The sequence below is a fragment of the Streptomyces sp. CA-106110 genome (assembly GCF_050936285.1).
GTDB lineage: Bacteria > Actinomycetota > Actinomycetes > Streptomycetales > Streptomycetaceae > Streptomyces.
The window spans coordinates 10,517,608-10,540,962 of sequence record NZ_JBNJNB010000001.1; the positions used below are offsets into that span (position 1 = coordinate 10,517,608).

At 71.0% G+C, this 23,355-nt stretch carries 16 protein-coding genes and 1 pseudogene; 12 read left to right on the forward strand and 5 right to left on the reverse strand.

Annotated elements, in window-relative coordinates:
- Positions 1-46 precede the first annotated feature (46 nt).
- The 5 genes from ACQEXA_RS48580 (at position 47) to ACQEXA_RS48600 (ending at position 4,890) form a co-directional block, all read left to right on the forward strand.
- The gene (locus ACQEXA_RS48580; RefSeq protein WP_432923920.1) at positions 47-580 is read left to right on the forward strand and encodes a potassium-transporting ATPase subunit C; all 534 of its coding nucleotides are present in this window, start codon (positions 47-49) and stop codon (positions 578-580) included.
- 12 nt (positions 581-592) lie between these two features.
- Entirely contained in the window at positions 593-1,909 is a 1,317-nt protein-coding gene (locus tag ACQEXA_RS48585) for a universal stress protein (protein ID WP_432923918.1), read from the forward strand.
- Positions 1,906-3,594, forward strand: coding sequence for an ATP-binding protein (locus ACQEXA_RS48590; RefSeq protein ID WP_432923916.1), 1,689 nt, complete (start codon positions 1,906-1,908; stop codon positions 3,592-3,594). The genes ACQEXA_RS48585 and ACQEXA_RS48590 overlap by 4 nt, the downstream gene beginning before the upstream one ends.
- On the forward strand, positions 3,486-4,142 hold the full coding sequence (locus ACQEXA_RS48595) for a response regulator transcription factor (RefSeq protein WP_359391898.1): 657 nt from the start codon (positions 3,486-3,488) through the stop codon (positions 4,140-4,142). Before ACQEXA_RS48590 ends, ACQEXA_RS48595 begins: the two co-directional genes overlap by 109 nt.
- A 61-nt stretch (positions 4,143-4,203) precedes the next feature.
- Positions 4,204-4,890, forward strand: coding sequence for a response regulator (locus ACQEXA_RS48600; RefSeq protein ID WP_432923914.1), 687 nt, complete (start codon positions 4,204-4,206; stop codon positions 4,888-4,890).
- Positions 4,891-5,004: 114 nt separating this feature from the next.
- Here the strand turns inward: ACQEXA_RS48600 and ACQEXA_RS48605 are convergent, their stop codons facing one another.
- Positions 5,005-7,311, reverse strand: a complete 2,307-nt coding sequence (locus tag ACQEXA_RS48605; protein WP_432923912.1) for a SpoIIE family protein phosphatase — start codon at positions 7,309-7,311, stop codon at positions 5,005-5,007.
- A gap of 485 nt (positions 7,312-7,796) precedes the next feature.
- On the opposite strand from ACQEXA_RS48605, the gene ACQEXA_RS48610 reads away from it, so the two are divergent.
- The 4 genes and pseudogenes from ACQEXA_RS48610 to ACQEXA_RS48625 all read left to right on the forward strand — a co-directional run.
- Positions 7,797-10,877, forward strand: a complete 3,081-nt coding sequence (locus ACQEXA_RS48610) for an FAD-binding and (Fe-S)-binding domain-containing protein (RefSeq protein WP_432923910.1) — start codon at positions 7,797-7,799, stop codon at positions 10,875-10,877.
- Positions 10,878-10,920: 43 nt separating this feature from the next.
- On the forward strand, positions 10,921-11,247 hold the full coding sequence (locus tag ACQEXA_RS48615; RefSeq protein ID WP_432923908.1) for a pyruvate decarboxylase: 327 nt from the start codon (positions 10,921-10,923) through the stop codon (positions 11,245-11,247).
- On the forward strand, positions 11,244-12,353 hold the full coding sequence (locus ACQEXA_RS48620; protein ID WP_432923906.1) for an enolase C-terminal domain-like protein: 1,110 nt from the start codon (positions 11,244-11,246) through the stop codon (positions 12,351-12,353). The genes ACQEXA_RS48615 and ACQEXA_RS48620 overlap by 4 nt, the downstream gene beginning before the upstream one ends.
- 17 nt (positions 12,354-12,370) lie before the next feature.
- A pseudogene (locus ACQEXA_RS48625) lies at positions 12,371-13,882 on the forward strand (glycoside hydrolase family 15 protein); the annotation flags it as partial.
- Positions 13,883-14,253: 371 nt separating this feature from the next.
- On the opposite strand, the gene ACQEXA_RS48630 reads toward ACQEXA_RS48625, so the two are convergent.
- Positions 14,254-15,630 carry a serine hydrolase domain-containing protein gene (locus tag ACQEXA_RS48630; RefSeq protein WP_432923904.1) on the reverse strand — a complete coding sequence of 459 codons (1,377 nt, stop codon included), beginning with the start codon at positions 15,628-15,630 and terminating at the stop codon, positions 14,254-14,256.
- Between the two features lie 112 nt (positions 15,631-15,742).
- On the opposite strand from ACQEXA_RS48630, the gene ACQEXA_RS48635 reads away from it, so the two are divergent.
- The gene (locus ACQEXA_RS48635; protein ID WP_432923902.1) at positions 15,743-16,438 is read left to right on the forward strand and encodes a TetR/AcrR family transcriptional regulator; all 696 of its coding nucleotides are present in this window, start codon (positions 15,743-15,745) and stop codon (positions 16,436-16,438) included.
- Between the two features lie 104 nt (positions 16,439-16,542).
- On the opposite strand, the gene ACQEXA_RS48640 is transcribed toward ACQEXA_RS48635, so the two are convergent.
- Positions 16,543-16,968 carry a MerR family transcriptional regulator gene (locus tag ACQEXA_RS48640; RefSeq protein ID WP_432923900.1) on the reverse strand — a complete coding sequence of 142 codons (426 nt, stop codon included), beginning with the start codon at positions 16,966-16,968 and terminating at the stop codon, positions 16,543-16,545.
- Positions 16,969-17,015: 47 nt separating this feature from the next.
- Here ACQEXA_RS48640 and ACQEXA_RS48645 point away from each other — a divergent pair, with 47 nt between their 5' ends.
- Positions 17,016-17,837, forward strand: a complete 822-nt coding sequence (locus ACQEXA_RS48645; RefSeq protein WP_432923898.1) for an MBL fold metallo-hydrolase — start codon at positions 17,016-17,018, stop codon at positions 17,835-17,837.
- 73 nt (positions 17,838-17,910) lie between these two features.
- Here the strand turns inward: ACQEXA_RS48645 and ACQEXA_RS48650 are convergent, their stop codons facing one another.
- Entirely contained in the window at positions 17,911-19,524 is a 1,614-nt protein-coding gene (locus tag ACQEXA_RS48650) for an FAD-binding oxidoreductase (RefSeq protein WP_432923896.1), read from the reverse strand.
- A gap of 58 nt (positions 19,525-19,582) precedes the next feature.
- Between ACQEXA_RS48650 and ACQEXA_RS48655 the strand changes: the two genes are divergently transcribed.
- Complete coding sequence (locus ACQEXA_RS48655; RefSeq protein WP_432923895.1) at positions 19,583-20,254, forward strand: TetR/AcrR family transcriptional regulator; 672 nt, start codon at positions 19,583-19,585, stop codon at positions 20,252-20,254.
- Between the two features lie 225 nt (positions 20,255-20,479).
- Here the strand turns inward: ACQEXA_RS48655 and ACQEXA_RS48660 are convergent, their stop codons facing one another.
- Positions 20,480-23,347, reverse strand: a complete 2,868-nt coding sequence (locus ACQEXA_RS48660) for an FAD-binding and (Fe-S)-binding domain-containing protein (RefSeq protein WP_432923893.1) — start codon at positions 23,345-23,347, stop codon at positions 20,480-20,482.
- Between the last annotated feature and the right edge of the window lie 8 nt (positions 23,348-23,355).

The window sequence follows — 23,355 nt, forward strand, 5'->3', positions numbered from 1 at the left end:
AGTCGCGCGCGGCGCGGCACCGGATGGGATTCGTCATGGAGTTGTCATGCTGTGGGTGAACTTGCGGCGGGGCCTGATCGTCTCGGCCATCTTCTTCGTCCTGCTCGGACTGGCCTATCCACTGGCCACGACCGGCGTCGGACAGGCGCTGTTCCACGACCAGGCCAACGGCTCGCTCGGCAAGAACGGATCGGCCCTGGTCGGCCAGCAGTGGAAGGGCGCGCAGTGGTTCCAGGGCCGCCCCGACGGTGACGACCCGACCGCGACCGGAGGGTCCAACCTCGGTCCCCGCTCCAAGGAACTGGTCGACACCTACAAGAAGCGGGCCGACGCCCTGGAGAAGCAGGGCGTCACACCGTCTGCTCACCTGGTCACCGCGTCGGGCAGCGGGATCGACCCCGACATCAGCCCCGAGGCCGCCTACGCCCAGGTGGACACGGTCGCGGCGGCACGGCACCTGTCCGACGACCAGGTGCACTCTCTGGTCGCCGCGCATGTGCAGGGGCCCCAGTGGGGCTTCCTCGGCGCGTCCCACGTCAACGTCCTCGAACTCAACGAGGCGCTGGCCGGGCTGCGGTAGAGCCGCATGCCCATGTCCGCAGACAGCCCGCAGCGGGCCGCACCCTCCGGAGACCACATGTCCCACCTGGCTGAAGCGTCGACGCCGCAGCGAGGCAGGGACGTGCCGGTCGCCGCCGCGGGACGGTTCCGCGTCTATCTGGGCATGGCGTCCGGGGTCGGCAAGACCTACGCGATGCTCGACGAGGCCGTCCGCCGGGCTGCCCGCGGATGTGACGTCGTGGCCGGGATCGTGGAGACCCACGACCGCCCGGCCACGACGGCCAAGCTCGAGGGCCTGGAGGTGGTTCCGCCGAAGACGGTCACCTACCGGGGCGCCCAATTCGCCGAGATGGACCTCGACGCGATCCTCGCTCGCAGGCCGGAGTTGGTGCTCGTCGACGAGCTCGCCCATTCGAACGTGCCCGGCTCCGGGCGGCACGAGAAGCGCTGGCAGGACGTCCTCGAACTGCTCGACGCCGACATCAGTGTGATCGGCACACTCAACACCCAGCACATCGAGAGCCTGGCCGACGCCGTCGAGGCGATCACCGGCACCCGGGTGCGCGAACGCATCCCCGACGCGGTGCTGGCCAGAGCCGACCAGATCGAGCTGGTCGATTCATCGCCCGAACAACTGCGCAGGCGGATGCTGCACGGCAACATCTACCCGGCCGAACGCATCCGCCCGGCCCTCAACGGCTTCTTCCAGACCGAGAATCTCACCGATCTGCGCGATCTGACCCTGCGCTTCCTGGGCGGTGAGACCGACGACGAGACACTCGCTCAGCTGCGCCGCACCGCGGCCGGCCGTTCCGGGGGCGCGGTGGAACGGGTCCTGGTCGGGGTCACCGACGAAGCCGGCACGGAGACGGTGTGGCGCCGGGCCTGCCGAATAGCCGCCGGCCTCGCGGCCGACCTATACGTGGTGCATGTCCACCCGAGCGACGGCCTCGGGCGCCCGTGGACGGTGGCGCTCCAGCCGATCAGGCAGCTGACCGAGCAGTCCGGCGGCACCTGGATCGAGATCGAGGACGACGATCCGGCACGGGCGCTCATGCGAGCCGCCGCCGAGCACAGCGCCACGCACATCGTGCTCGGACCCAGCCGCCGCAGCCGCTGGCTGCATCTGCTCGCCGGAGGTTCCACCGTCCGGCGTCTCACGCGCCTCGCGGGCGACGCCGGTATCGACGTGCACATCATCGCCCGCCCCACGATCTCGGCGGCGGGCGACCCGCACTTCGGCCAGGCGTGGCCGGAGGGGAGCGCCGACCCGACGACCGCGCCTGACCAGGGCAAACCAGCGGCGACGATCTGGTGGCAGGATGGCTGGTGGAAAAAATGTCGATGATCGGTCACCGAATGCAGCACCCGCGAGGAGCCCACACGACCGAGACCGCGCGCCGCAAACTGGCAGGATCGCTGGCCGCCCTGGCCTGCATGGCCGTGCTCACCCTCGCCATGTTGCCGCTGCGGCCGCATCTGAGCATCGCGACCACGGCTCTGGTGCTGGTCGTGCCGGTCGTCGTCGGCGTGACCATAGGCGGTTTCTTCGCGGGTGCGTTCAGCACCGTCTGCGGCTTCCTGGTCTACGACTTCTTCTTCATCCCGCCCTATCTGACGCTGGATGTCGGCGCGAGCGAGAACTGGACCGCACTGGGCATCTACGTGGCGGTCATGCTGCCCGTAGCCCGGGTGGTGGCCGGCATGAACGCCGCCAGGGCGGCCGCCCGCCAGCGCGGTCTGCTGGTGCGGCGGCTGTTCGACCTGTCCACCCAGCTCGTCCAGGACCGGCCGCTGCCCGAACTGCTCAGCGTCATCGTGACTGCCCTGGCCGACGTCCTCGACGCCGGCCATGTGGCGCTGCTGCTCCCCGACGGCGACCAGCTCCGAGTCGCGGCCACCGCAGGCGAGGACCTCGACCCGGCCGAGCTACAGCGACTTCACCCCAAGCCCGGACAGGTCACCAATCTCGACATGCTCGCCGCACCCACCGGCCAGGCGCGCAGAGGCGAGCCCGTACAGCTGGCCCTCGTGGCGGCCGGGCGCCCCATCGGCATGCTGGCGATCACCGGCGTCACGATCACCGAGCAGCAACGCGAGCCGTTGCTGCTGTTCGCCAACCAGATCGCCCTGGCCGTCGAACGAGCCCAGTTGCGTGAAGAGGCGCTGCGCGCACAGCTGACCCACGAGGTGGAGCACCTCGCCCGCACCCTGGTCGCCGCCGTCTCCCACGACCTGCGCAGCCCCCTGGCCTCGATCAAGGCATCATCCTCGGTGCTCGCCGACGCCCATCTCGCCCCGGCGCTGACCGACGCCGCCCGCGGTGAGCTGGCCCAGCTCATCGATGCCCAGACCGATCGGCTCGCGGCCCTGGTCACCAACCTGCTCGACATGAGCCGGGTCCAAGCCGGTGTCCTGCGGCCGCGCACCAGCCTGACCACGGCGAGCGCTCTCATCACTGCCGTCCTGCGGGACCTGCCCGGCCCTCCACCGCGGCAGATCATCACCGACATCGACGCCGACCTGCCGCTCGTCGACGTCGACACCGTGCTCATCGGCCGGGTGCTCGCCAACCTGCTGGACAACGCCGCCCGCTACGCCCCGCCCGGCACATCCATCACCATCCGCGCCTACCAGGACAACCAGGCCACGGTGACCGTCTCGGTCGCCGACCACGGCCCCGGTATCCCGCCCGGTCAACGGGAACAGGTCTTCGGCTTCTTCTTCCGTCGCGAAGCCGACACCGGAACCGGACTCGGACTGACCATCGCCAAAATCTTCATCGAAGCCCACCACCAACGCATCTGGGCCGACCAGAACCCCGGCGGCGGCGCTCGCTTCACCTTCACCCTGCCGGTCGCGGCCGGCCTGTCCGAGGAGAACCCACCGTGGCCACTGTCCTCATCGTCGATGACGACATCGCGCTGCTCGCCGCCTGCCGAGTCGGCCTCGAAGCCCTCGGCCACCAGGTCCGCACCGTCGAAACCGGCCAAGCCGGCCTCGCCGACGCCGCCGTCCACGCCCCCGATGTGATCGTGCTCGACCTCGGCCTGCCCGACTTCGATGGAATCGACGTCTGCACCCGCATCCGCACGTGGACCGACCGGCCCATCATCATCCTGTCCGCGGACAGCTCCGAAGACCGAAAAGTCGACGCCCTCGACAACGGCGCCGACGACTACATGACCAAACCCTTCGGCATGCGTGAACTCGACGCCCGGCTCCGGGTCGCGCTGCGCCACCACGCTGCCGACGCCGGCCACCCGACCGAACTGGTCGCCGGCCCGCTCACCCTCGACCTGGTTCACTACCAGGCCACCTACCATGGCCGGCCGCTCGACCTCACCCCCAAGGAATTCGACATACTCGCGTACCTCGCACGCCACGTCGGCAAGGTCTGCACCCGGCGCATGATCCTGGAGCACGTCTGGGGCCCCGCGTACGCCAACGAACAGCACTACCTCAAGGTCTACGCCTACCGCATCCGCAAGAAACTGCACGACGAAACCGGCCGGTTCCTGCAGAACGACCCCTCCGTCGGCTACCGACTCACCGTCGAACCCGCTCCCACGGCCCGCTGATCAGCTCGGGTCTTCAGAACGCTCGCCTCCGAGGGGGGCCCGCAGACGAAAGGGCACCACGATGCCCCGCATTCTGGTCGTCGACGACGAACCGCACATGCTCAGGGCCCTGGAGATCAGCCTCCAGGTCGACTACACGGTCGACACCGCGGCCGACGGCCGTCAGGCACTGGCAGAGGCCATCTCGAACCCGCCGGACGCCGTCCTCCTCGACCTCGGGCTGCCGCAGATCGGCGGCCACCAGGTGATCCAGGCCCTGCGCGCCTGGAGCCAGGTGCCGATCATCGTCCTCTCCGGGCGGTCCGAGGCCGACGAGAAGGTGGCCGCCCTCGACGCGGGTGCTGACGACTACGTCACCAAGCCCTTCGCGATGAACGAACTCCTCGCCCGCTTGCGGGCGGTGCTGCGCCGACCGGCCAGGGAGGAGCCCTCTCAGACCGTCGCGCACATCGGCGAGTGGACGATCGACCTCAACACCGCCACCGTGCGCCGCGGGAACGGCGACGGCGAGCGGCTGCGCCTCACCCCGACCGAATGGGGCATCCTCGACGCACTGCTTCGCCACCGCCCGGGGGAGCTGGTGACCAGCCGACAGATCCTGCAGCAGGTCTGGGGACCGGGACACGACGACAAGACCCACTACCTTCGTGTCTACTTCCAGAGCCTGCGGCGGAAGTTGGAGCCCGACCCGACGAGCCCCCGGCATCTCCTCACCGAGCCCGGCATGGGCTACCGCTTCGTACCTTGATCTCCGATGAGATCGGCGCCGCTTCGACGGCGGCGTGATCTACCTGCGCTACCGGAATCAGGGGTGAGGTACAGGGTCGGCGTAGTCACCGAGGTCTTCCCAGGACGATCGGTGTCATGGGCCGGCTCTCGGCGGCTTGACGGGTTGCTCGGCCCAGACGGTCTTCCCGTCCGCCTGGAAGCGGGTGCCCCACCGCTCGCCCAAGCTGGCGATGATGAACAGCCCGCGGCCGGTCTCGTCCAGGGTGCGGGCGTGCTTCACATGCGGGGCGCTGGGTGCGGCGTCGCTGACCTCGCAGGTCAGCATGCGGTCCAGGATCAGACGCAGTTGCAGAGGCGGGGCTCCATAGCGGACGGCGTTGCCGACGAACTCGCTGACGATGAGCTCGGTGGTGAACGCCGTCTCCTCGTCCATGCCCCACGCCTCCAGCCGGCGACGGGTCTCCGCTCGGGCGATCGGTGCGGCCTCGGGCCCCTCCGGCAGCGCGCGGGTGAGGACCCGGTCCGCGGGCAGTGCCTTGGTACGGGCGAGGAGCAGCATGGATTCGCCGAGCCGGTGGTCTTCGGGGCACGCGTCGGCAATGGCGTCCCGCAGATCGGACAGCGGCCTGGAACCGGCGCCGTCCAGCAGGGGGCGCAGCGGACCCGATGGCGCCAGCACGCGGTCGGCGAGCGCAGCCGTCCCCATGGCGAGCGTGGTTCCCTCGGGGAGGACGACGGTGGTTGCGGGAAAGGGGGCGTTGTCCGCCCCGGTGAGCAAGGGGCCCGGGGGGACGGAGAGCGTCACCGTCGAGCCGTCGGGAAGGACGGCGACCGGCTTCGCGAGGCCGGCGCGTGCGATGGTGCAGGTGAGTTCGACCGGGTCGTAGACCGCGATGACGCAGCCGATGGCGAGCGGCGTGGGCTCGGGATCCGCGACAGGCAGCGCGGCGTAGGCGGGCGCCACGCGAGCGGCGGAGTCGCTCAGTCGGGCCAGGAGTTCGTCGGGCGGCAGGTCCAGGGCGGCGAGTGTGTGGATGGCCGTCCGCACCAGTCCCATCATCACGGCTGCGAGCATGCCCTCACCTGCCACGTCGCCGACGATCAGAGCGGTCCGTGCGCCGGGCAGCGCAATCGCGTCGGACCATGCGCCGCCGCCCTCGGGGCCCGGCAGGTGGAGTTGCGAGATCTCCACGGTGGTCTGTGCGGGGGAGTCCTGGGGGAGGAGTCGGTGCTGGACGGTGGAGGCGATGATCCACTCGCGCATGTAGCGGCGGGCGTTCTCGATGCACAGTGCGGCGTGCGCGCACACGGCGGACGCCAGCGCGACGTCCTCCTCGTCGAACGGGTCTTGGTCCTGGCAGCGGTACAAGCTCACCACGCCCAGGGCCTGACCTCTCAGCGCCAGCGGTGCCACGATCAGGGAGTGGGCTCCGGACCGCCGGATGGCCTCGGCCCGGGCGGGGTCGGCGGCCGGCCACGAGCTGTTCTCCTCGATCGGGACCAGACGTGGTTGAAGGTCGGACAGGACGAACGAGAAGGGGGTGCCGGGCGGGAGCGGGCGGACCTCTCCGAGCGGGTATGCCGGGGTGACGCCACCGCGAAAGGCAGCCCGGCGCAGGGGCACGTCCTGGCGTACGGGTACCTGCGGAGGGTCCTCGCCGCGGACGACGTCGTTGACCACCTCGACGACGGCCAGGTCCGCGAAGGCGGGCACAACCGCGTCCACCAGCTCCTGGCAGATCACGCCCACGTTCGGCACGTGCCCCACTCGTGAGCGGACCTGTTCCAGCAGGGCCAGGCGGCCGGCCGCGCTCTCCCGCTCCGTGACGTCCACCGCGGTGGCCACCAGCCCGAGCACATGGCCGCGGGAGTCCTCCAGACGGAAGTACGAGACGGACTGGATATGACGCCCGGGCCGGCCGGACGCCCGTGCGCCTCGCACGAGCCGGTTCAGCACCGGGCATCCGCTGTCCAGGACGCCCTGCGCCACGGCGGTCTCCGCCACGGCGTCCTCGAGTGCCCAGGCCTCAGTGAAGGGTCTGCCCAGCAGCTGCCCAGCCGGCGTGTCGCTCGGCCCCTCGGAAGCGGTGTTTGTGCGGACCACGCGCAGCCGGTCGTCCAGTACATGGAAAGTCACCGGGGAATGGGCGAACAGCGCCTTCAGGACCGCCAGGTCCCGCGCGGCCGGCATGTCCCCGGGCGTGAGCACCTGCCACACCACGGAAGTGCCGCGCAGCAGCGGTTTGACCAGTAGTGCGTCCGACTCGAGGAGTCCCTCCCACCGCCCTGGGCGGTCCGCGGAGATCCCCTGCGTCAGCGAGGTCACCGACCGGCCGACGGCCTCCTCGGCGGACCACCCGAACAGCTCCTCGGCCGGACGCCCCCACTCGACCACCCGGCCGCCCTCATCAATGAGAACGAGCACGTCACCGCTGCGCATTCGACAGCACCTCCGCCTTCATCCCTGCCCGCTCCGTACGGTCGGCAGGACTGCCCGCCCGATAGCTGCACCGATCGGCGGCAGGGTTGCCGGATGTCGCGGGCGTCGTCCCGGCGCCGACGACCTTCCGTGCCGAGCACCGGTCACGTCGGTGACCCGATGTCGCTGCGCAAGTGCAATGCAAGTGCAGATCCAGCGAAGGACCCAGCGTCACGAGCCTGGCGAAGCGCTCAGGCAGGGCCCTGAAGGTGCCGAGCGCCCCAGCGCGATGCATGGCCTGTGCGGGCCACCGTTGCATCCCGCAATGTCGGGGTACACGGCGACTCGTACCGCACGGTGTACAGGGACCGGAGGTCGATCGTGAGTGAGAAGGCCCGCAGGACACACCACGCCGTCAGCCATGGCCATGAGCAGAGGTCCGAGCGCCTGAGCAGGAGCGCGGCTCCACCCACGCCATGCTCGCGACACATCGGCCGGCTTCCCCGATGACGGGCGGGCCTCTGCCGAGCGCGGCCACCGACACGGACATGGTCGGTCTGCAAGCTGCCTTGTCCGCCGAGGTCGATGCCGAAGTCCGCTTCGACTCGGGCAGCAGGGGCGCATACGCGACGGACGGTTCCAATTACCGGCAGGTGCCCATCGGCGTCGTCGTGCCGCGCACCGTGGAGGCCGGTGCGCACGCGGTTCAGGTCTGTGCGCGCTTCGGCGCCCCCGTCCTGTCTCGTGGCGGCGGCACCAGCCTGGCGGGTCAGTCGACGAACACCGCCGTGGTGATCGACTGGAGCAAGTACTGCCACGCCCTGCTGTCCGTGGATCCCGAGGCGCGTACCTGTGTGGTCGAGCCGGGAATCGTCCTGGACGAACTCAACAAGCGGCTCTCCGGCCATCGCCTGCAGTTCGGGCCGAAACCCTCCACCCATACCCACTGCGCTCTGGGCGGCATGATCGGCAACAACTCGTGCGGCGTCTCCGCGCAGGCGTACGGCAAGACCGTCGACAACGTGCGCCGCCTCGAGGTCCTCACCTATGACGGCGTGCGCATGTGGGTGGGGCCGACCTCGACGACGGAGCGGACACGGATCAGCGCCGAGGGTGGTCGCAAGGCCGAGATCTACGACGGTATGGACCGCATCGTCACCGAGTACCTGGCGGACATCCGGCGCGGCTACCCGAAGATCCCCCGCCGGGTCTCCGGCTACAACCTGGACTCGCTGCTGCCGGAGAACGGCTTCGACGTCGCCCGGGCCCTGGTCGGCAGCGAGGGCACCCTGGTGACGGTACTGCGCGCCGAACTCGATCTGGTGCCGGTGCCGCCCTACCAGTCGCTCCTCGTCCTCGGCTACGACGACATCTGCCGGGCCGGCGACGACGTGTCCCGCCTGCTCGAGCACTGTTCGCCCAGCCAGCTGGAGGCGCTGGACGGACGGATGGCGCAGCTGATGCGCGAGGAGGGCGCCTACCTGGACTCGCTCGGCGTCCTCCCCGAGGGCGACAGCTGGCTGCTCGTGCATTACAGCGGCGACAGCCGAGAGGCCGCCGACGAACAGGCGTACGCGCTGCTGCGCGCGATCGGCCGCAGCGAGAAGGACCCCGACGTGGCCTTCTCCGACAATCCGGAGCGCGAGCAGAAGATGCTCAGGGCCCGCGAGGCCGGGCTCGGCGTGACCGCGCGGCCGCCGGACGACCGGGAGACCTGGGAGGGCTGGGAGGACTCAGCCGTCCCGCCGGAGCGGCTCGGCGACTATCTGCGCGACCTCAAGCACCTGTTCGACGAGTTCGGCTACGACCACCCCTCGCTCTACGGGCACTTCGGGCAGGGCTGCGTCCATACCCGTATCCCGTTCGGGCTGAAGACCGCCGAGGGCGTGGCCGACTTCCGCCGCTTCGTCGAGCGGGCCGCCGACCTCGTGGCCTCCTACGGCGGTTCCCTGTCGGGCGAGCACGGTGACGGTCAAGCGCGGGCAGAGCTGCTGCACCGGATGTTCGGTGAGCGGCTCGTGGCCGCGTTCGGTGAGCTGAAGGCGCTGTTCGACCCCGGCGACAGAATGAACCCGGGCAAGATCGTCGACCCGAACCCGGTCGACGGGCAGCTCCGGCTCGGCCCCGGCTGGCGGCCGGCCACGCCCGACACGCATTTCGGCTACCCGGAGGACGAGCACTCCTTCACCCGTGCGGTGATGCGCTGCGTCGGCATCGGCAACTGCCGCGGCCACGAAGGCGGGGTGATGTGCCCCTCCTACCGGGCCACGATGGAGGAGGAGCATTCGACGCGGGGCCGGGCTCGGCTGTTGTTCGAGATGCTCGGCGGCCACGCCGACTCGGCCGTCACCGACGGCTGGCGCTCCACCGAGGTGCGGGACGCGCTCGATCTGTGCCTGGCCTGCAAGGGGTGCAAGCCGGACTGCCCGGTGGGCGTCGACATGGCCACCTACAAGGCCGAGTTCCTCGCTCACCACTACGAAGGACGCCTGCGCCCCGCCGCCCACTACTCCATGGGCTGGCTGCCGCTGTGGGCCCGCCTGTCCCGCCTCGCGCCGTCCCTGGTGAACAACCTGCTACGGGCTCCCGGCGTGGCCCGGGTGGGGAAGGCCCTGGCCGGCGTGGCCGAGTCCCGGCAAGCTCCGGTGTTCGCCCAGCAGTCCTTCCTGCAGTGGTGGAAGGAGCGGGATGCCGAGGAACCCGATCCGGCCGACCCGCGGACCGTGGTGCTGTGGCCCGACACCTTCAGCACCTACTTCCATCCGTCGATTGCGATCTCCGCCGTCCGCGTCCTGGAGGACGCCGGATTCCGGGTCGCCGTACCGACCAGGCCCGTTTGCTGCGGACTGACCTGGATCTCCACCGGCCAGCTGACCACCGCGGAGACGGTGCTGCGGCGTACCGTGAACGCCCTGCGGCCCTACCTCGAGTCGAGCACCCCGATCATCGGCCTCGAACCCTCCTGCACAGCGGTGTTCCGAGCCGACGCGCCCGAGCTGATGCCCGCCGACCAGGACGTCAAGCGGCTGGCGGGGCAGGTCCGCACCTTCAGCGAGCAGCTCGTGCACCATGCGCCTGACGGCTGGCGGCCGCCGCAGCTCGCCCGCCAGGCGCTCGTGCAGACCCACTGCCACCAGCACGCGATCATGAAGTTCGACGCCGACCGGGAACTGATGCGCCGCTCCCACCTTGACGCCGAGGTGCTGGACGAGGGCTGCTGCGGCCTGGCCGGCAACTTCGGTTTCGAACAAGGCCACTACGACGTCTCCATGGCCGTCGGGGAAGAGGGGGTCCTGCCCGCCGTACGCCAGGCCGCCCCGGGTGCTCTGGTGCTCGCCGACGGCTTCAGCTGCCGCACCCAGATCGAACAGGGCGCGACCGGCCGCCGTGCCCTGCACCTCGCCGAGGTCCTCGCCCTCGGCCTCGACGGCAACCTTCCGAGCGAGCAGCCCGAACGCCTGGCCCAACGGCCTCCTCACCCCTCTCGCGCGGCCCAGTGGGCGACCACCGCGGGCGTCGCGGCCCTCACGGCGACGGCCGCGACCGCGGCCGGGCGGGGAGCCGTGCGGTACCTGCGCCGCCCATGACCGCGGCCCCGAGAGCAACTGCGGAAAGGCCAGGAACATGCCGATGAAGGTCTCTGAGCACGTCCTGGGGCCTCTGCGTGACTGGGGACTGGAGCACGTCCTCGCCGGCCCCGGCGATGGGCACGGCGTCTGGGAGGCCGCGCCGGTGGCCGACAAACCCTGTGTGTTCGACTTCATGACCGGCCCCGCTGTACCGCCCATCTCGCCACACGTGACTCCGGACCAGATCGAGGCCGTTGCTTGCGTCTCCCCCAAGGGCGACGGCGACCGCGTCGCCCTGGTCCGGCAGGGACCCAAACCCGAGGGCCAGGAGCTTCCGCCCGGCAGCCGCCATCGTCGGGAGCGGCCCGGTACGGAGGACGACCAGTGAGCGACACCCCGGTCGTGGAGCGGTTGGACAGCGCCGTCTTCACCATTCCCACCGACGCGCCCGAAGCCGACGGCACCCTCAGCTGGGACAGCACCACACTCGTTCTGGCCACCGTCCGATGCGGTGATGTCAGCGGCCTCGGCTACACCTACGCGCCCGCCGCGACGGCACGTGCCGTCGACGACCTCCTCGCCGGAGTGGTCACCGGGTCACCGGCGCTCGACGTGCCGCGCCTGAACGAGGCCATGCTTCGCGCGGTGCGCAACGCCGGTCTGCCCGGCGTGGCCGCCCAGGCCATCGCGGCCGTCGACATCGCCCTGTGGGATCTGAAGGCGCGGCTGCTCGGACTGCCGCTGGTGCGGCTGCTGGGCGCCGCCCGCGACGCCGTGCCGGTGTACGGCAGCGGCGGATTCACCACGTACGACGACCAGCGGCAAGAGCGTCAACTGCGCGGCTGGGTCGAGGAGGAGGGCATCCCCCGGGTCAAGATCAAGATTGCCGAGTCCTGGGGGCGCCGTGAGGACCGCGACCGACAACGCGTCGCCAGGGCTCGCGCCTGCACAGGTGACAGCACCGACCTGTTCGTCGACGCCAACGGCGGCTACGGCGCCAAGCAGGCAGTGCGTATGGGAAGGGAACTCGCCGACGAAGGCGTGACCTGGTTCGAGGAGCCGGTCTCCTCCGACCACCTCACCACTCTCGCCATGATCCGCGACCGGCTCACCTCGGAGGTCGCCGCCGGCGAATACGGCTACACACTTCCGTACTTCGAGCACATGCTCGCCGCCGGTGCCGTGGACTGCCTGCAGGCCGACGTGACCCGCTGCGGCGGCATCACCGTCTGGCTGCGCGCGGCCGCCCTCGCCCAGGCCCGCGGGATCGACATCTCCGGGCACTGCGCCCCACACGCCCACGCGCACGTCGCCGCAGCGGTGCCCAACCTGCGGCACCTGGAGTGGTTCCACGACCACGTCCGCATCGAGCGCATCCTCTTCGACGGGGTCCTCGACGCCACCGGCGGCACCATCGCACCGGGTGCCGACGGCACACCGGGGCTGGGACTGACCTTGAACACCGAGCGCGCACAGCCCTACCGAGTGGTCTGACTGCAGGAGGCCGCACCATGAGCACCACATCCTTCCCGCCGCACGCGCTGCACGACTACGCACTGCTGGCCGACGGGGAACGGAGCGCGCTCATCGGACCAGACGGCGCCCTCACCTGGCTGTGCGCCCCGACCTGGTACGACGACGCCGTCTTCGCCTCGCTGATCGGTGGTGGTGGCGTCTACGCCGTGACCCCGCGCGCCGACTGGGTCCCCGGCGGCTACTACGAGGACGGGACCTTGATCTGGCGCAGCCGCTGGGTCACCACCGAGGGCGTCATCGAGTGCCGTGAGTGCCTGGCCCTGCCCGGCGAGGAGGACCGTCTGGTCCTGCTGCGGCAGGTGCTTGCCGTCGACCGCCCGGCCCGTCTCCGGGTCGTGCTCGACCCGCGTGCCGACTACGGCCGTGCCCCACTGACGTCCCCGCACCGCGACGACGACGGCGTCTGGCACCTGAACACCGGCCGCCGGCACCTGCGCTGGCAGGGCGCCCCGTCCGCAACCGCCGGTGAGCAGGGCCTGACCGCCGATCTGGTGCTGAGGCCCGGCGAAAGCCACGACCTGGTTCTGGAGTGCTCCCGCTCCCGGCTGCCGCACGCCCTTCCGCGCGCCGCAGAGACCTGGGCCGCCACCGAGCGGGCCTGGCGGCAGGCCGTGCCCGCGCTGGAGCAGACCATCGCGCCCGGCGACGCCAGACGCGCCTACGCTGTGCTGCGCGGGCTGACCACACACGGCGGCGGAATGGTCGCCGCGGCCACCACTAGCCTGCCCGAACGCGCCCAGGCGGGACGCAACTACGACTACCGGTATGTGTGGATCCGGGACCAGAGCTACGCCGGACAGGCGGCGGCCGCCGCGAACGCCCCCGAACTCCTCGACGCCGCCGTCCGTTTCGTGAGCGAGCGGCTGCTGGCCGACGGCCCACACCTCGCTCCCGCCTACACCGTGCACGGCACGGCCGTCCCCGGCCAGCAAGACCTCGCCCTGCCCGGCTACCCCGGCGGCTCCAGCCGGATCGGCAACCACGTGCGCAAGCAGTTCCAGCTGGACTGTTTCGGCGAGGCGTTGTTGCTGTTCGCGGCGGCCGAGCGGGGGGACCGGCTGGACTCCGACGCCTGGAAGGCGGCAGACCTCGCAGTGCGGGCCATCGCCGAGCGATGGCGGGAGCCCGACGCGGGGATCTGGGAACTGGACGCCCGGCAGTGGACCCACAGCCGGCTCATCTGCGCCGCCGGGCTGCGCGCCCTGGCCGCCGCGGCACCCCACCGCCCACTCGCCGGCACGTGCACCGACCTCGCCGACACCCTGGTAGCCGCCACCTCAGCGGGCGGCGTGCATCCCGACGGCCACTGGCAGCGCACGCCCGACGACCCCTCGGCCGACGCCGCGCTGCTGCTGCCCCCCGTGCGCGGGGCGCTGCCCGCCGACGACGTGCGCACGCGCGCCACCCTGCGTGCCTGCCGTGAGCAACTGACCCAAGACCACTTCATCTACCGCTTCCGTCACGACGAGCGGCCTCTGGAGGAGGCCGAGGGGGCGTTCCTGCTGTGCGGGTTCGTCATGGCGCTCGCCGAACACCAGCAGGGTCACGCGGTCGACGCGCACCGCTGGTTCGAACGAAACCGTGGCGCCTGCGGCGCGTCGGGTCTGTACGCGGAGGAGTTCGACATCGCCCAGCGCCAGTTGCGCGGCAACATCCCCAGGCCTTCGTCCACGCGTTGCTGCTGGAGACGGCGGCCCGCCTCGCCGAACCGCCTGATCCGTACGGCACACGCCGATCTGGGGGCTGACCTGCGGCTGGGGGCGGAGCCGCAGCGCCGCAGGTTCTCCGGCTCAGAGGGCGGTCGCGACCCGGCGAGATGCCGTGCTCATCCTTGGGACCGCCCCCTGTGTTCCCTGGATCAGGATGCGTGCGTTCCCCGGCCGAAGAGTCGTCCGGCGAGGTCGATGCCCGTGACCGCGCCGGTCTCGTCGCGGGTGAAGAAGCCGCGCTGTCCCTTCAGGCCGCCCTCGGTGATGATGTATTCGTCGCCCGGCCCGGGCAGGAACCCCATCGTGGCCGCCGGGTAGTCCGGGGGCATCTCGACGTCCGATGCCTGGCGGATCTCCGGCTTGATCCCGACTGCGAGCGTGAGGAGGGCCCCGTCGGTGGCGATGTCGAGGTTCATGGCGTCGATCTCGTAGCGGCCGGCGACCTCTCGCGCCTGCCCCTCGTCGTACGGGATCGGTTCCGGGTCACGTTCGACCACGCCAAGGTAGTGCTCAAGTGCCCAGCGGACGACGGCCTGGTTGAACTGGTAGCCGTCCGGGCCGGCGTTGGCCAGGGAGACCACGGCGAAGTCCCGTTCGGGTACGACGAGCAACTCGGAGAACTGGCCGTTGCCCGACCCGCCGTGCCCGATCGTGCGGACACCGTCCACATCGCGCAGGAACCAGCAGATACCGAAGGCGTCTCCGAGGGTGCTGCCGCGCAGTTCGACCGTCTGCTCCTTCATGCGAGCCAGCGCCTCAGCGGGCAGAACAGCGTCGCCGGTGCCGAGATGGAACCGGGCCCAGCGCAGCAGGTCGTCGACCGAGGACACGATGCCTCCGCCGGGATTGTTGCCGTGGTCACCGGCCCGGAACGCCTTCCACGGCTGGGCGCGCCGCAGCGTCCCGTCCTCGCCGCGGTTGTAACCCACGGCGAAGCGACGGACGATGACGTCGTCCACGTCGAAGAAGGTGTTGGACAGCCCCAGGGGCTCCAGCACCAGCGAGGCGACGGCCTTCTCGAAGGCCAGGCCCGTGACCTTCTCGACGATGCGCCCGGCGAGGTTGTACCCGGCCTGGCTGTACGAGGCACGGGTGCCGGGCGGTGCGATCATGGCCAGTTCGGCGAGCTTCGCCACGAACGCCGCCAGGGACCTGTCCCCCTCCTCGGTCTCGATCAGGTTCCAGTCCAGCCCCGCGGTGTGGTTGAGCAGGTTGAGCACGGTGATCTGCTCCGCCGCCTGCTCGTCGGCGAGCTTGAGCTCGGGGATGTACCGGCGCACCGGCGCCTCCAGCTCGACCCGTCCCTCGGCGGCCAGGCGCATCAGCGTGGTCGCCGTGAAGGTCTTGCTCACCGAGCCCAGGGGGAACAGCGTCTTCTCGTCGACCGGCAGCGGATCGTCGATGCTCGTCACACCGTGGGACGCGTAGACCTCCTGACCGTCCGCAAGCACCCCGACGGCGACGCCGGGAATGCCGAACTCCTTGGCCGTCGCCTCGACGAAATCGGACAGCGTCTCCTGTGTCATTGCTCCTACCCCTCCCGCACGTAGGCACTTGAACTAAGTGCAATTCAGAACCTAGGCCCCTCTTGAACAAAGTGCAAGAGGTTCTGAACTAAGTTCAAGTATGATGGTGGTCATGCCGCGAGACACGCTGACCGCAGACCAGATCGTCCGTGCCGCCATCGAGTTGCTGGACGACGAGGGACTGGACGGCCTGAACATGCGCAGCCTGGGCAAACGACTCGGCTCGGCCGCCACGGCGATCTACTGGCACATCAAGACCAAGGACGACCTCGTCCGGCTCGCCGGTGACGCGATCTGGGACGAGGTCGAACTGCCCGACCTCGATGTCACCGACTGGCGCACCGCCGCCACAGCCTTCGCCACCGGCATGCACGCCATGCTCACCAGGCACCCCTGGTACGGGCAGGCGTTCGGCAGCCACCTCCTCTACGGCCCCGGCAAGGCCCGCCACGACGACTACAGCCTCGCCGTCTACGAGAAGGCGGGATTCGTGGCCGCCGACGCGGACCGGGCGGCCGCCACGGTCTTCATCTTCGTGCTCGGCAGCGCCCTCGGGGCCGCTGCGCAGGTGTCGCTGACCCGCAGGCTGAGCAAGAACGGCCAAGATGCCGGGCAACTGCTGGCCGACACCATGGCACGGGCCACCGAGATCGCCGCGCGGTTCCCGCGACTGCGCGAGCGCCTCGACACCCCGGCCGCCGACGACTACGCCAATGCACCCGACAACAGTTTCGAGTTCGGCCTTCAGGCCATCCTCGACGGCTTCCAGGGTCGCATCGACGCCGACCGCCGGGCCGGTGACGCGTAGCCCTCACCGGCCGGCACCCGTCGGACGGCTCGCGCCGGCGTAGACACGTCATCTGCCCCTCCCCGGACGCCTGGTGAGACGTCTGGTCCGCCTGCTCGGCGGGGTCAGGAGCAGGACCTGCCCGGGGCGAGAGCGGGCGCCGCCACGTTGCCCACGGCCCGCTTGAAGTCAGGGCAGTCGACGATCGGCTCGTGGTCGCACACGGCCGCGTGCCGCAGGCTGTCGCGGAGCCGTGTGAGCCGGCCGATCTGCTCGTCGAGGTCGTGCGCCTTGGTGGCCATACGGGATCGCAGGTCCACGTCGGACGGACGCGCCGCCAGGAAGCGTTCGATCTCGGCGATGGAGAATCCGGCGCTGCGCGCGCATGTGATCAGCGCGAGGCGCTCCAGCACGTCCGGGTGGTAGGTACGGCGAAGGCCGTTGCGGCCGGCAGCGGCGATCAGACCCTTCTTCTCGTAGAACCGCAGCGCCGAAGGCGCCAGACCGAAGTGCTCCGCGACCTCCGCGATGTCCAGCAACGATGCTTCCATTCCGCCTCCTTGACTTGAATCGCGGTTCAAGTCGCAGCCTAGTCGCCATGGAAATCCATCACTTGAACTGCGGATCGGTGCGGACGATCGAGGCCACCTACGACGGCCCGCATCCCGCACCCGCAGTGAACCACTGCCTGCTGATCGAGACCGACGCAGACGGCCTGGTCCTCGTCGAGACCGGATTGGGACTCGGCGACGTCCGGGACCCGGGCGCCACGCTCGGCACCGAGTGGGTCGAGATGACACAACCCACACTGGACGAGAAGGAGACAGCCATCCGGCAGATCGCCCGGCTCGGCCATGCCCGGTCCGACGTGCGCCACATCATCGTCACCCACCTGGACGTCGACCACTGCGGCGGCCTGCCCGACTTCCCCGACGCCCAGGTCCACGTCATGGCCGCCGAACTCGACGCGGCACTCGCCCAGGCGCCCAGCTTCCGCTACCGCCCGGCTCACTGGGCACACGAACCGCATTGGGCCACCTACGGTCCCGAGCCCGGCGAAGAGTGGTTCGGCTTCACCGCGCTGCAGCCGAAGGGGCTCCCGCCGGAGGTCAGACTCGTCCCCCTCGGCGGTCACACGGCCGGCCACACCGGGGTCGCCGTGCGGAACGGCGACCGCTGGCTCCTCCATTGCGGCGACGCGTACTACTACCACCGCGAAATCGAGGAACTGAATGAACCCCACCCACTGCTGGACATCGTGCAGACGCGCTCACAGGTGCACCGCGACCTGCGGCTCGGAACGCAGGCCCGGCTGCGCGAGCTGGTCCGCGACCACGGTGACCAGGTCGAGGTCTTCTGTGCACACGACCCGTGGGAGCTGGCCCGCTACCGGAGTGACGTCACGTTGGGCCTGGGATGAGGTCGCTTCGGATGCGGAGCTCTCGGGTCGGCGCGAGCGCCTGCAGGGGCGCGCTTGCGACGCGGTTCCGGTGTCACCCGGCGGCTGTGGGATCGAGAAGTACACCCGGGTTGAGGATCCCGGCCGGGTCGAGCGCCTGTTTCGCGGCACCCAGTGCGAGGGCGAACGGCTCCGGGCGCTGGCGGTCGTAGCCGGGCCGGTGGTCGCGGCCGACCGCGTGATGGTGGGTGACGGTCGCGCCGAGGTCGTGGAGGATCTCCATGGCGGCCGACTTGATCCGGTCCCACATCGCGACCTCCTCACCGCGCCGCCCCGGTGCGATGACGGTGAAGTAGGACGCGGGCCCGTCCGGATAGACATGGGTGAAGCGGCAGTTGATCGTGCCTGCGGCGCCCGTCACCTTCCGTACGACGTCGGCCAGTTGCGTGCGCACCGACTCGTACAGCTCCGGCGCACGGTCCCAGGTGCAGGCTGTTTCGAACGTCTCGGTGATCACCGCCATGCGGGCGAATGCATCGCGGAGGTACGGCATTCTGAGGAACGCCGAGCGCCAGGTGTCGGCGGCGGCGTCCGCGGAGCCCGGTGCTGTCGGCGCGGGCGAGCCGCCGTGGTCGCGGGCTAGGGTGACGAGTTCCGTCAAGCGACCGCCGACCGGGACGTGGGCCGATTCCACGCCGAGGATGAGCGCGCTCCGGCCGTCCTGTGCGACTCCTGCCAGGGCGGCCTCCCCGGGGTCCAGCAGTCGGCAGTTGGCCGGGTGCAGACCCGACTGGGCGACGGCGCGCACGGCGTCCATGGCTGCGTGGACGTCGTCGAACAGCAGCGTGGCCGACGCCTTGTGGCGCGGGCGCTCCTGCAGCCGCATCCAGGCCTCGGTGATCACGCCGAGGGTGCCCTCGGAGCCCAGGAACAGGCGGTCGGGGGAGGGGCCCGCTCCTGAACCGGGCAGCCGCAGCGATTCGCTGACCCCGACGGGCGTCACCACGCGCATGGACTCGACGAGGTCGTCGATGTGGGTGTAGAGCGTGGCGTAGTGGCCGCCGGCCCGGGTGGCGAGCCAGCCGCCCAGAGTGGAGAACTCGAAACTCTGCGGGAAGTGGCGAAGGGTGAGTCCATGCGGCCGCAGTTGGGTCTCGAGAGCGGGGCCGAGGGCGCCGGCCTGGATCCGGGCGGCCCGGCTGACCCGGTCGATCTCCAGCACCTGGTCGAGGGACGAAAGATCCAGGGACACCACGGCGCGGTGCCGGTCCGCGCGGTATTCGACCCCGCCTACGACCGAACTGCCCGCACCGTACGGTACGACGGCCACGTGCGTGTCCGCCGCCCAGTCGAGGACGTCGATCACGTCCTGCTCGGTACGCGGACGGGCGACCTGGTCGGGTGCTGCCGCGACGTCTCCGTCGAGTGCACGGATCACGTCGCGGTAGGCCTTGCCGTAGGTGTGTGAAGCCCGGTCCTGGGGCGCGGCCGACATCAGAGGCGCCAGGGCGGCGGGCGGCTCGATCCGCACCTCGGGCAGTGCGAGGGCGGAGATGTCGGGCACGGGCAGCGGGGTTTGTGCCGCACCGGGGACCAGCGACCCGAGGGCGACGCACTCGGCGTCGGGCAGTGCCTGGTCCGTAGCGCCCCAGCCCCACCAGGAGCGGCTCCGGGAGCGGGACACGGGCGGTGTGCGGCTGTCGGCCACGAGCTGACCTCTCGATAATTTACCACTGAGTAATTTACCGCAGGGTAGGGTATTCGGCATGACGACAGCAAGAGCCTCGGCCGCCCCGGATCCGGCCGACGGCCCTTCGAAGGGCAACCGGGACAGGGGCCGTGGCGCCGGCACCAAGGGCGTGCCGCGCGCTCGCCGGGAGGAGCAGATCCTCGGCGCGGCCCTGGAGGAGTTCGGGCGGCATGGCCACGCCGCGGCGTCGATGGCCGAGATCGCCCGGCGCGTGGGCGTCACAAAACCGATGCTCTACACGTACTTCGGGTCCAAGGACGGCCTCTACACGGCCTGTGTCGACCACATCGGCCCCCGCCTGCTCGCGGCGATCAGCGAAGCCATGGCGTCGAGCCCGTCGGAGAACCGGCTGCCCCACACGGTGCTCGCCGCGGTCTTCCGGACGCTGGAGGAGCGGCGGCACGCCTGGTTCGTGCTGTACGACCGGACGCTGCCGCACGGCTCCGAGCCGTGGCACGCGGCCAACCGGCACCGCGAGGCCATCGACGAGTTGGCCGCTGCCGGTACCGCCGGTCTGCTGCACGGCCAGGGCAATGACGACGCACTGGACGCGGACGCCCTCAAGCATGTGTGGACGGGCATGGTCAGTGCGCTGGTCGGCTGGTGGATCTCCCACCCCGAACTGTCCGGAGACGACATGAGCGCGCGTTGCGCCCGGCTGATCTCCGCCGTCCGCAACGGCGCCTGAGGCATTGCGCCGAGCGCTGCGTCAATGGCGGAGTGCGCGTCAGTCCACCTGATGCGCCGCGCTTGCTCCATGACCCGACCATGGTCCGCCCCGAGCTCGGGCCGACGGAGACAGTCGGTGAAGCGTCAGAGCGGCACGCGTGTCGCTACGCGACCATGCCTTGGGTCACGCCCGCTTCGCTAGCAGGCTCCCCTGCCCCTGCTGAGCGCATCGGTGTCGACCGAGTCATGCGGTGGCCTCGTCGAGGAGTTCGAGCACATGCCGGTAGGGCCGGCCGGTGGCGCGGGACATCCCCATCTCGCAGGTGCGGTTGCACGAGGCGTACGCGTCGAAGTCGCCGGCGGTGATCTCGGCCGCCTGGGCGGCGGTGGCGGAGGCGGTGACCTCCGGGTGGAGCAGTCCGCGGTCCCCGGCGAAGGCGCAGCAGCCCCAGTTGTCGGGCACGGTGACCTCGGCGCTGACGGCGGCGGCGACGGTGCGCAGGGCGGCGTCGATGCCGAGGTGGACGGTGGAGCAGGTGGGGTGCAGGGCGAGGCTGCCCAGCCGGCGGGGGGTGGGGAGAGCGGGCAGCAGGTGCTCGGCGGTGAACGCGACGCTGTCGACGAAGCGCAGCGCGCTGAAGCGGGCGCGCTCGGACTCCGGGAGGACGTCGGCCAGTTGTTCCAGGCCGTGGGTGCAGGACGACGCGTCGCAGACCACCGGCAGACGGCCGTGGTCGCTCGCCTCCCACAGCACCTGGAGCGTGCGGGCGGCCATGGTGCGGTGTCCGGCGGTGTAGCCCTTGGACTGCCAGGGCGTGCCGCAGCACAGGCCGACCAGCTTGTCGGGCACGGCCACGGGGACGCCCGCGCGTTCACACAGGCGCAGAAACGCAGCCGCCGCACCGCCGGAGCTGCCTTCGGGGGCGAAGACGCTGCCGATGCACGCGGCGAAGAACACCGCCTGCGCCTCGGTGGGGCGCTGGGGCGTGGGACGGGCGGGTCCGCCGCGGGGGATGTCGTCGGACCAGGCGGGGACCAGCTCGCCGGCCCCCGCCTTGCGGATGGTGCCGGTCGCGGCACGCAGGAGGGGAGCGGGCACGACGTGGGCGGTGTTCAGTGCGGCGCGCACGCCGGTGACCGCGCCGCTCCAGTGCCGGGCCACGGTGTCGCCGGCTCGCTGGGCCGTGGGGCTGTGGCGCTCCGCGCGCAGGCGCTTCATGACCGCACCGGTGTCGATGGTGACGGGGCAGGCGGTCACGCAGAGGCTGTCGGCCGCGCAGCTGTCGACCGCCGCGTAGGCGTAGTCGGTCTCCAGGGCGCGGCGGGTCTCCTCGTCACCGGCGGCGGTGGCCAGCGCGATCTCGCGTTGCAGGGCGATGCGCTGACGCGGCGTCGTGGTGACGTCCGCGGTCGGGCAGACCGGTTCGCAGTAGCCACACTCCACACAGGCGTCCAGCGCCGGATCGACCTCGGGGACGCTCTTCAGGTCGCGCAGGTGCGCCTCCGGGTCGTCGGTCAGCAACACCCCGGGGTTGAGGACGCCGTGCGGGTCGCACAGCCGCTTCAGTTCGACCATGACGTCGTACAACTCGTCGCCGTACTGGCGCCGTACGAACGGGGCCATGGCGCGGCCGGTGCCGTGCTCGGCCTTCAGGGTGCCGCCGGCGTCCAGGACGAGGTCGACCATGGCGTCGGTGAAACGGGCGTAGCGCTCCGCCTCGGCCCGCGTGTCGAAGTCCTGAGTGAGCATGAAGTGCAGGTTGCCGTCCCGGGCATGGCCGAAGATCACCGCGTCCTGGTAGCCGTACCGGTCGAACAGGCCGATGAGTCCCTCGCAGGTGCCGGTCAGCCGCTCCATGGGGACCGCGATGTCCTCGAGCAGGGCGGTGGTGCCCGGGCGGCGTGCTCCCGCCACCGCGGTGTACAGGCCCTTGCGCAGATGCCACAGCCGCGCCCGCACCCGCGCGTCGCGGGTCAGCGTGGTGCCGCTGACGGCGGGCAGCCGGTCCAGGACCGGCTGGGCGGCGGCCACGGTCGCGTCCAGCACCTCGGTGCTGTCCTCGGCGAACTCCACCAGCAGCGCTGCGTGCCGCTCCACGCGCAGACCGCGCAGTTCGTCCACGGGGTCCGTGGCCTGCTGCGCCACGCGCAGCGACGCTGCATCCAGCAGCTCGGCGGTGCGGGCACCGGCGGCCAGCAGCGCCGGCAGCGCGTCGGTGGCCTCGGCCAGGCCCGGGAGCACCAGCAGACCCGTGGCGGTGTGGGGGAGGAGCGGCACGGTACGGAAGACGGCCTCGCCGACGAAGCCCAGGGTCCCCTCGCTGCCGATCATCAGGTGGGCGAGCATGTCGGCGGGGTCGGTGTGGTCCAGGAACGAGTTCAGCCCGTAGCCCATGGTGTTCTTCATCGCGAACAGCCGCTCCACTGTGGCCCGGGCGGCCGCCGAGTCGCGGACGCCGTCCCGCAACCTCAGCAGCCCGGCGTGGAGTTCGGGTTCGCGGGCGCGCAGTGCCTGGTCCGCGTCCGGGGCCCCGGTGTCCACCACGGTGCCCGATGGCAGCACGAACTGCAGGGACTCCATGGTGCGGTAGGCGTTGTCGCGGGTGCCGCAGTTCATGCCGCTGGAGTTGTTGGCGACCAGTCCGCCGATGGTGCACGCGGACTCGCTGGCCGGGTCGGGGCCCAGCCGGCGCCCGTAACGGGCGAGCCGCGCATTGGCCTGACGCACCGTCAGCCCGGGTTGGAGCCGGATCCGCAGGCCCTCGTCCAGCACCTCCGCGGCGCGCCAGTGACTGCGGACGTCGACCAGGATGCCGTCGCCGCCCGCCTGCCCCGCCAGGCTGGTGCCCCCCGAACGCAACGTCAGCGGCACCCCCGCTCTGCGCGCCCCCGCCATCAGCGCACCCACCTCGGCCGCCGACGCCGCACGCACCACCGCTCGGGGCGTGAACAGATACGGTGAGGCGTCATGGGCCACCGCGACCCTGCGGGGCACCTCGGTGGACACCCGCGCCGGGTCGTCCACGCATTCGGCCAGGATCTCGGCCAGGCCGGGCACGGCCGGGTCGTGGGCGGTCGGCTCGGCCGGGGGTGTGACAGCGGGGGTGCTCATGGTTCCTC

What these genes read in the sequence shown, in the direction of transcription:
- ACQEXA_RS48580 (WP_432923920.1), top strand. Translation starts at nt 47, where the DNA reads ATGCTGTGGGTGAACTTGCGGCGGGGCCTGATCGTCTCGGCCATCTTC.
- ACQEXA_RS48585 (WP_432923918.1), top strand. Translation starts at nt 593, where the DNA reads ATGTCCGCAGACAGCCCGCAGCGGGCCGCACCCTCCGGAGACCACATG.
- ACQEXA_RS48590 (WP_432923916.1), top strand. Translation starts at nt 1,906, where the DNA reads ATGATCGGTCACCGAATGCAGCACCCGCGAGGAGCCCACACGACCGAG.
- ACQEXA_RS48600 (WP_432923914.1), top strand. Translation starts at nt 4,204, where the DNA reads ATGCCCCGCATTCTGGTCGTCGACGACGAACCGCACATGCTCAGGGCC.
- ACQEXA_RS48605 (WP_432923912.1), bottom strand. Translation starts at nt 7,311, where the DNA reads ATGCGCAGCGGTGACGTGCTCGTTCTCATTGATGAGGGCGGCCGGGTG.
- ACQEXA_RS48610 (WP_432923910.1), top strand. Translation starts at nt 7,797, where the DNA reads ATGACGGGCGGGCCTCTGCCGAGCGCGGCCACCGACACGGACATGGTC.
- ACQEXA_RS48615 (WP_432923908.1), top strand. Translation starts at nt 10,921, where the DNA reads ATGAAGGTCTCTGAGCACGTCCTGGGGCCTCTGCGTGACTGGGGACTG.
- ACQEXA_RS48630 (WP_432923904.1), bottom strand. Translation starts at nt 15,630, where the DNA reads ATGACACAGGAGACGCTGTCCGATTTCGTCGAGGCGACGGCCAAGGAG.
- ACQEXA_RS48635 (WP_432923902.1), top strand. Translation starts at nt 15,743, where the DNA reads ATGCCGCGAGACACGCTGACCGCAGACCAGATCGTCCGTGCCGCCATC.
- ACQEXA_RS48640 (WP_432923900.1), bottom strand. Translation starts at nt 16,968, where the DNA reads ATGGAAGCATCGTTGCTGGACATCGCGGAGGTCGCGGAGCACTTCGGT.
- ACQEXA_RS48645 (WP_432923898.1), top strand. Translation starts at nt 17,016, where the DNA reads ATGGAAATCCATCACTTGAACTGCGGATCGGTGCGGACGATCGAGGCC.
- ACQEXA_RS48655 (WP_432923895.1), top strand. Translation starts at nt 19,583, where the DNA reads ATGACGACAGCAAGAGCCTCGGCCGCCCCGGATCCGGCCGACGGCCCT.
- ACQEXA_RS48660 (WP_432923893.1), bottom strand. Translation starts at nt 23,347, where the DNA reads ATGAGCACCCCCGCTGTCACACCCCCGGCCGAGCCGACCGCCCACGAC.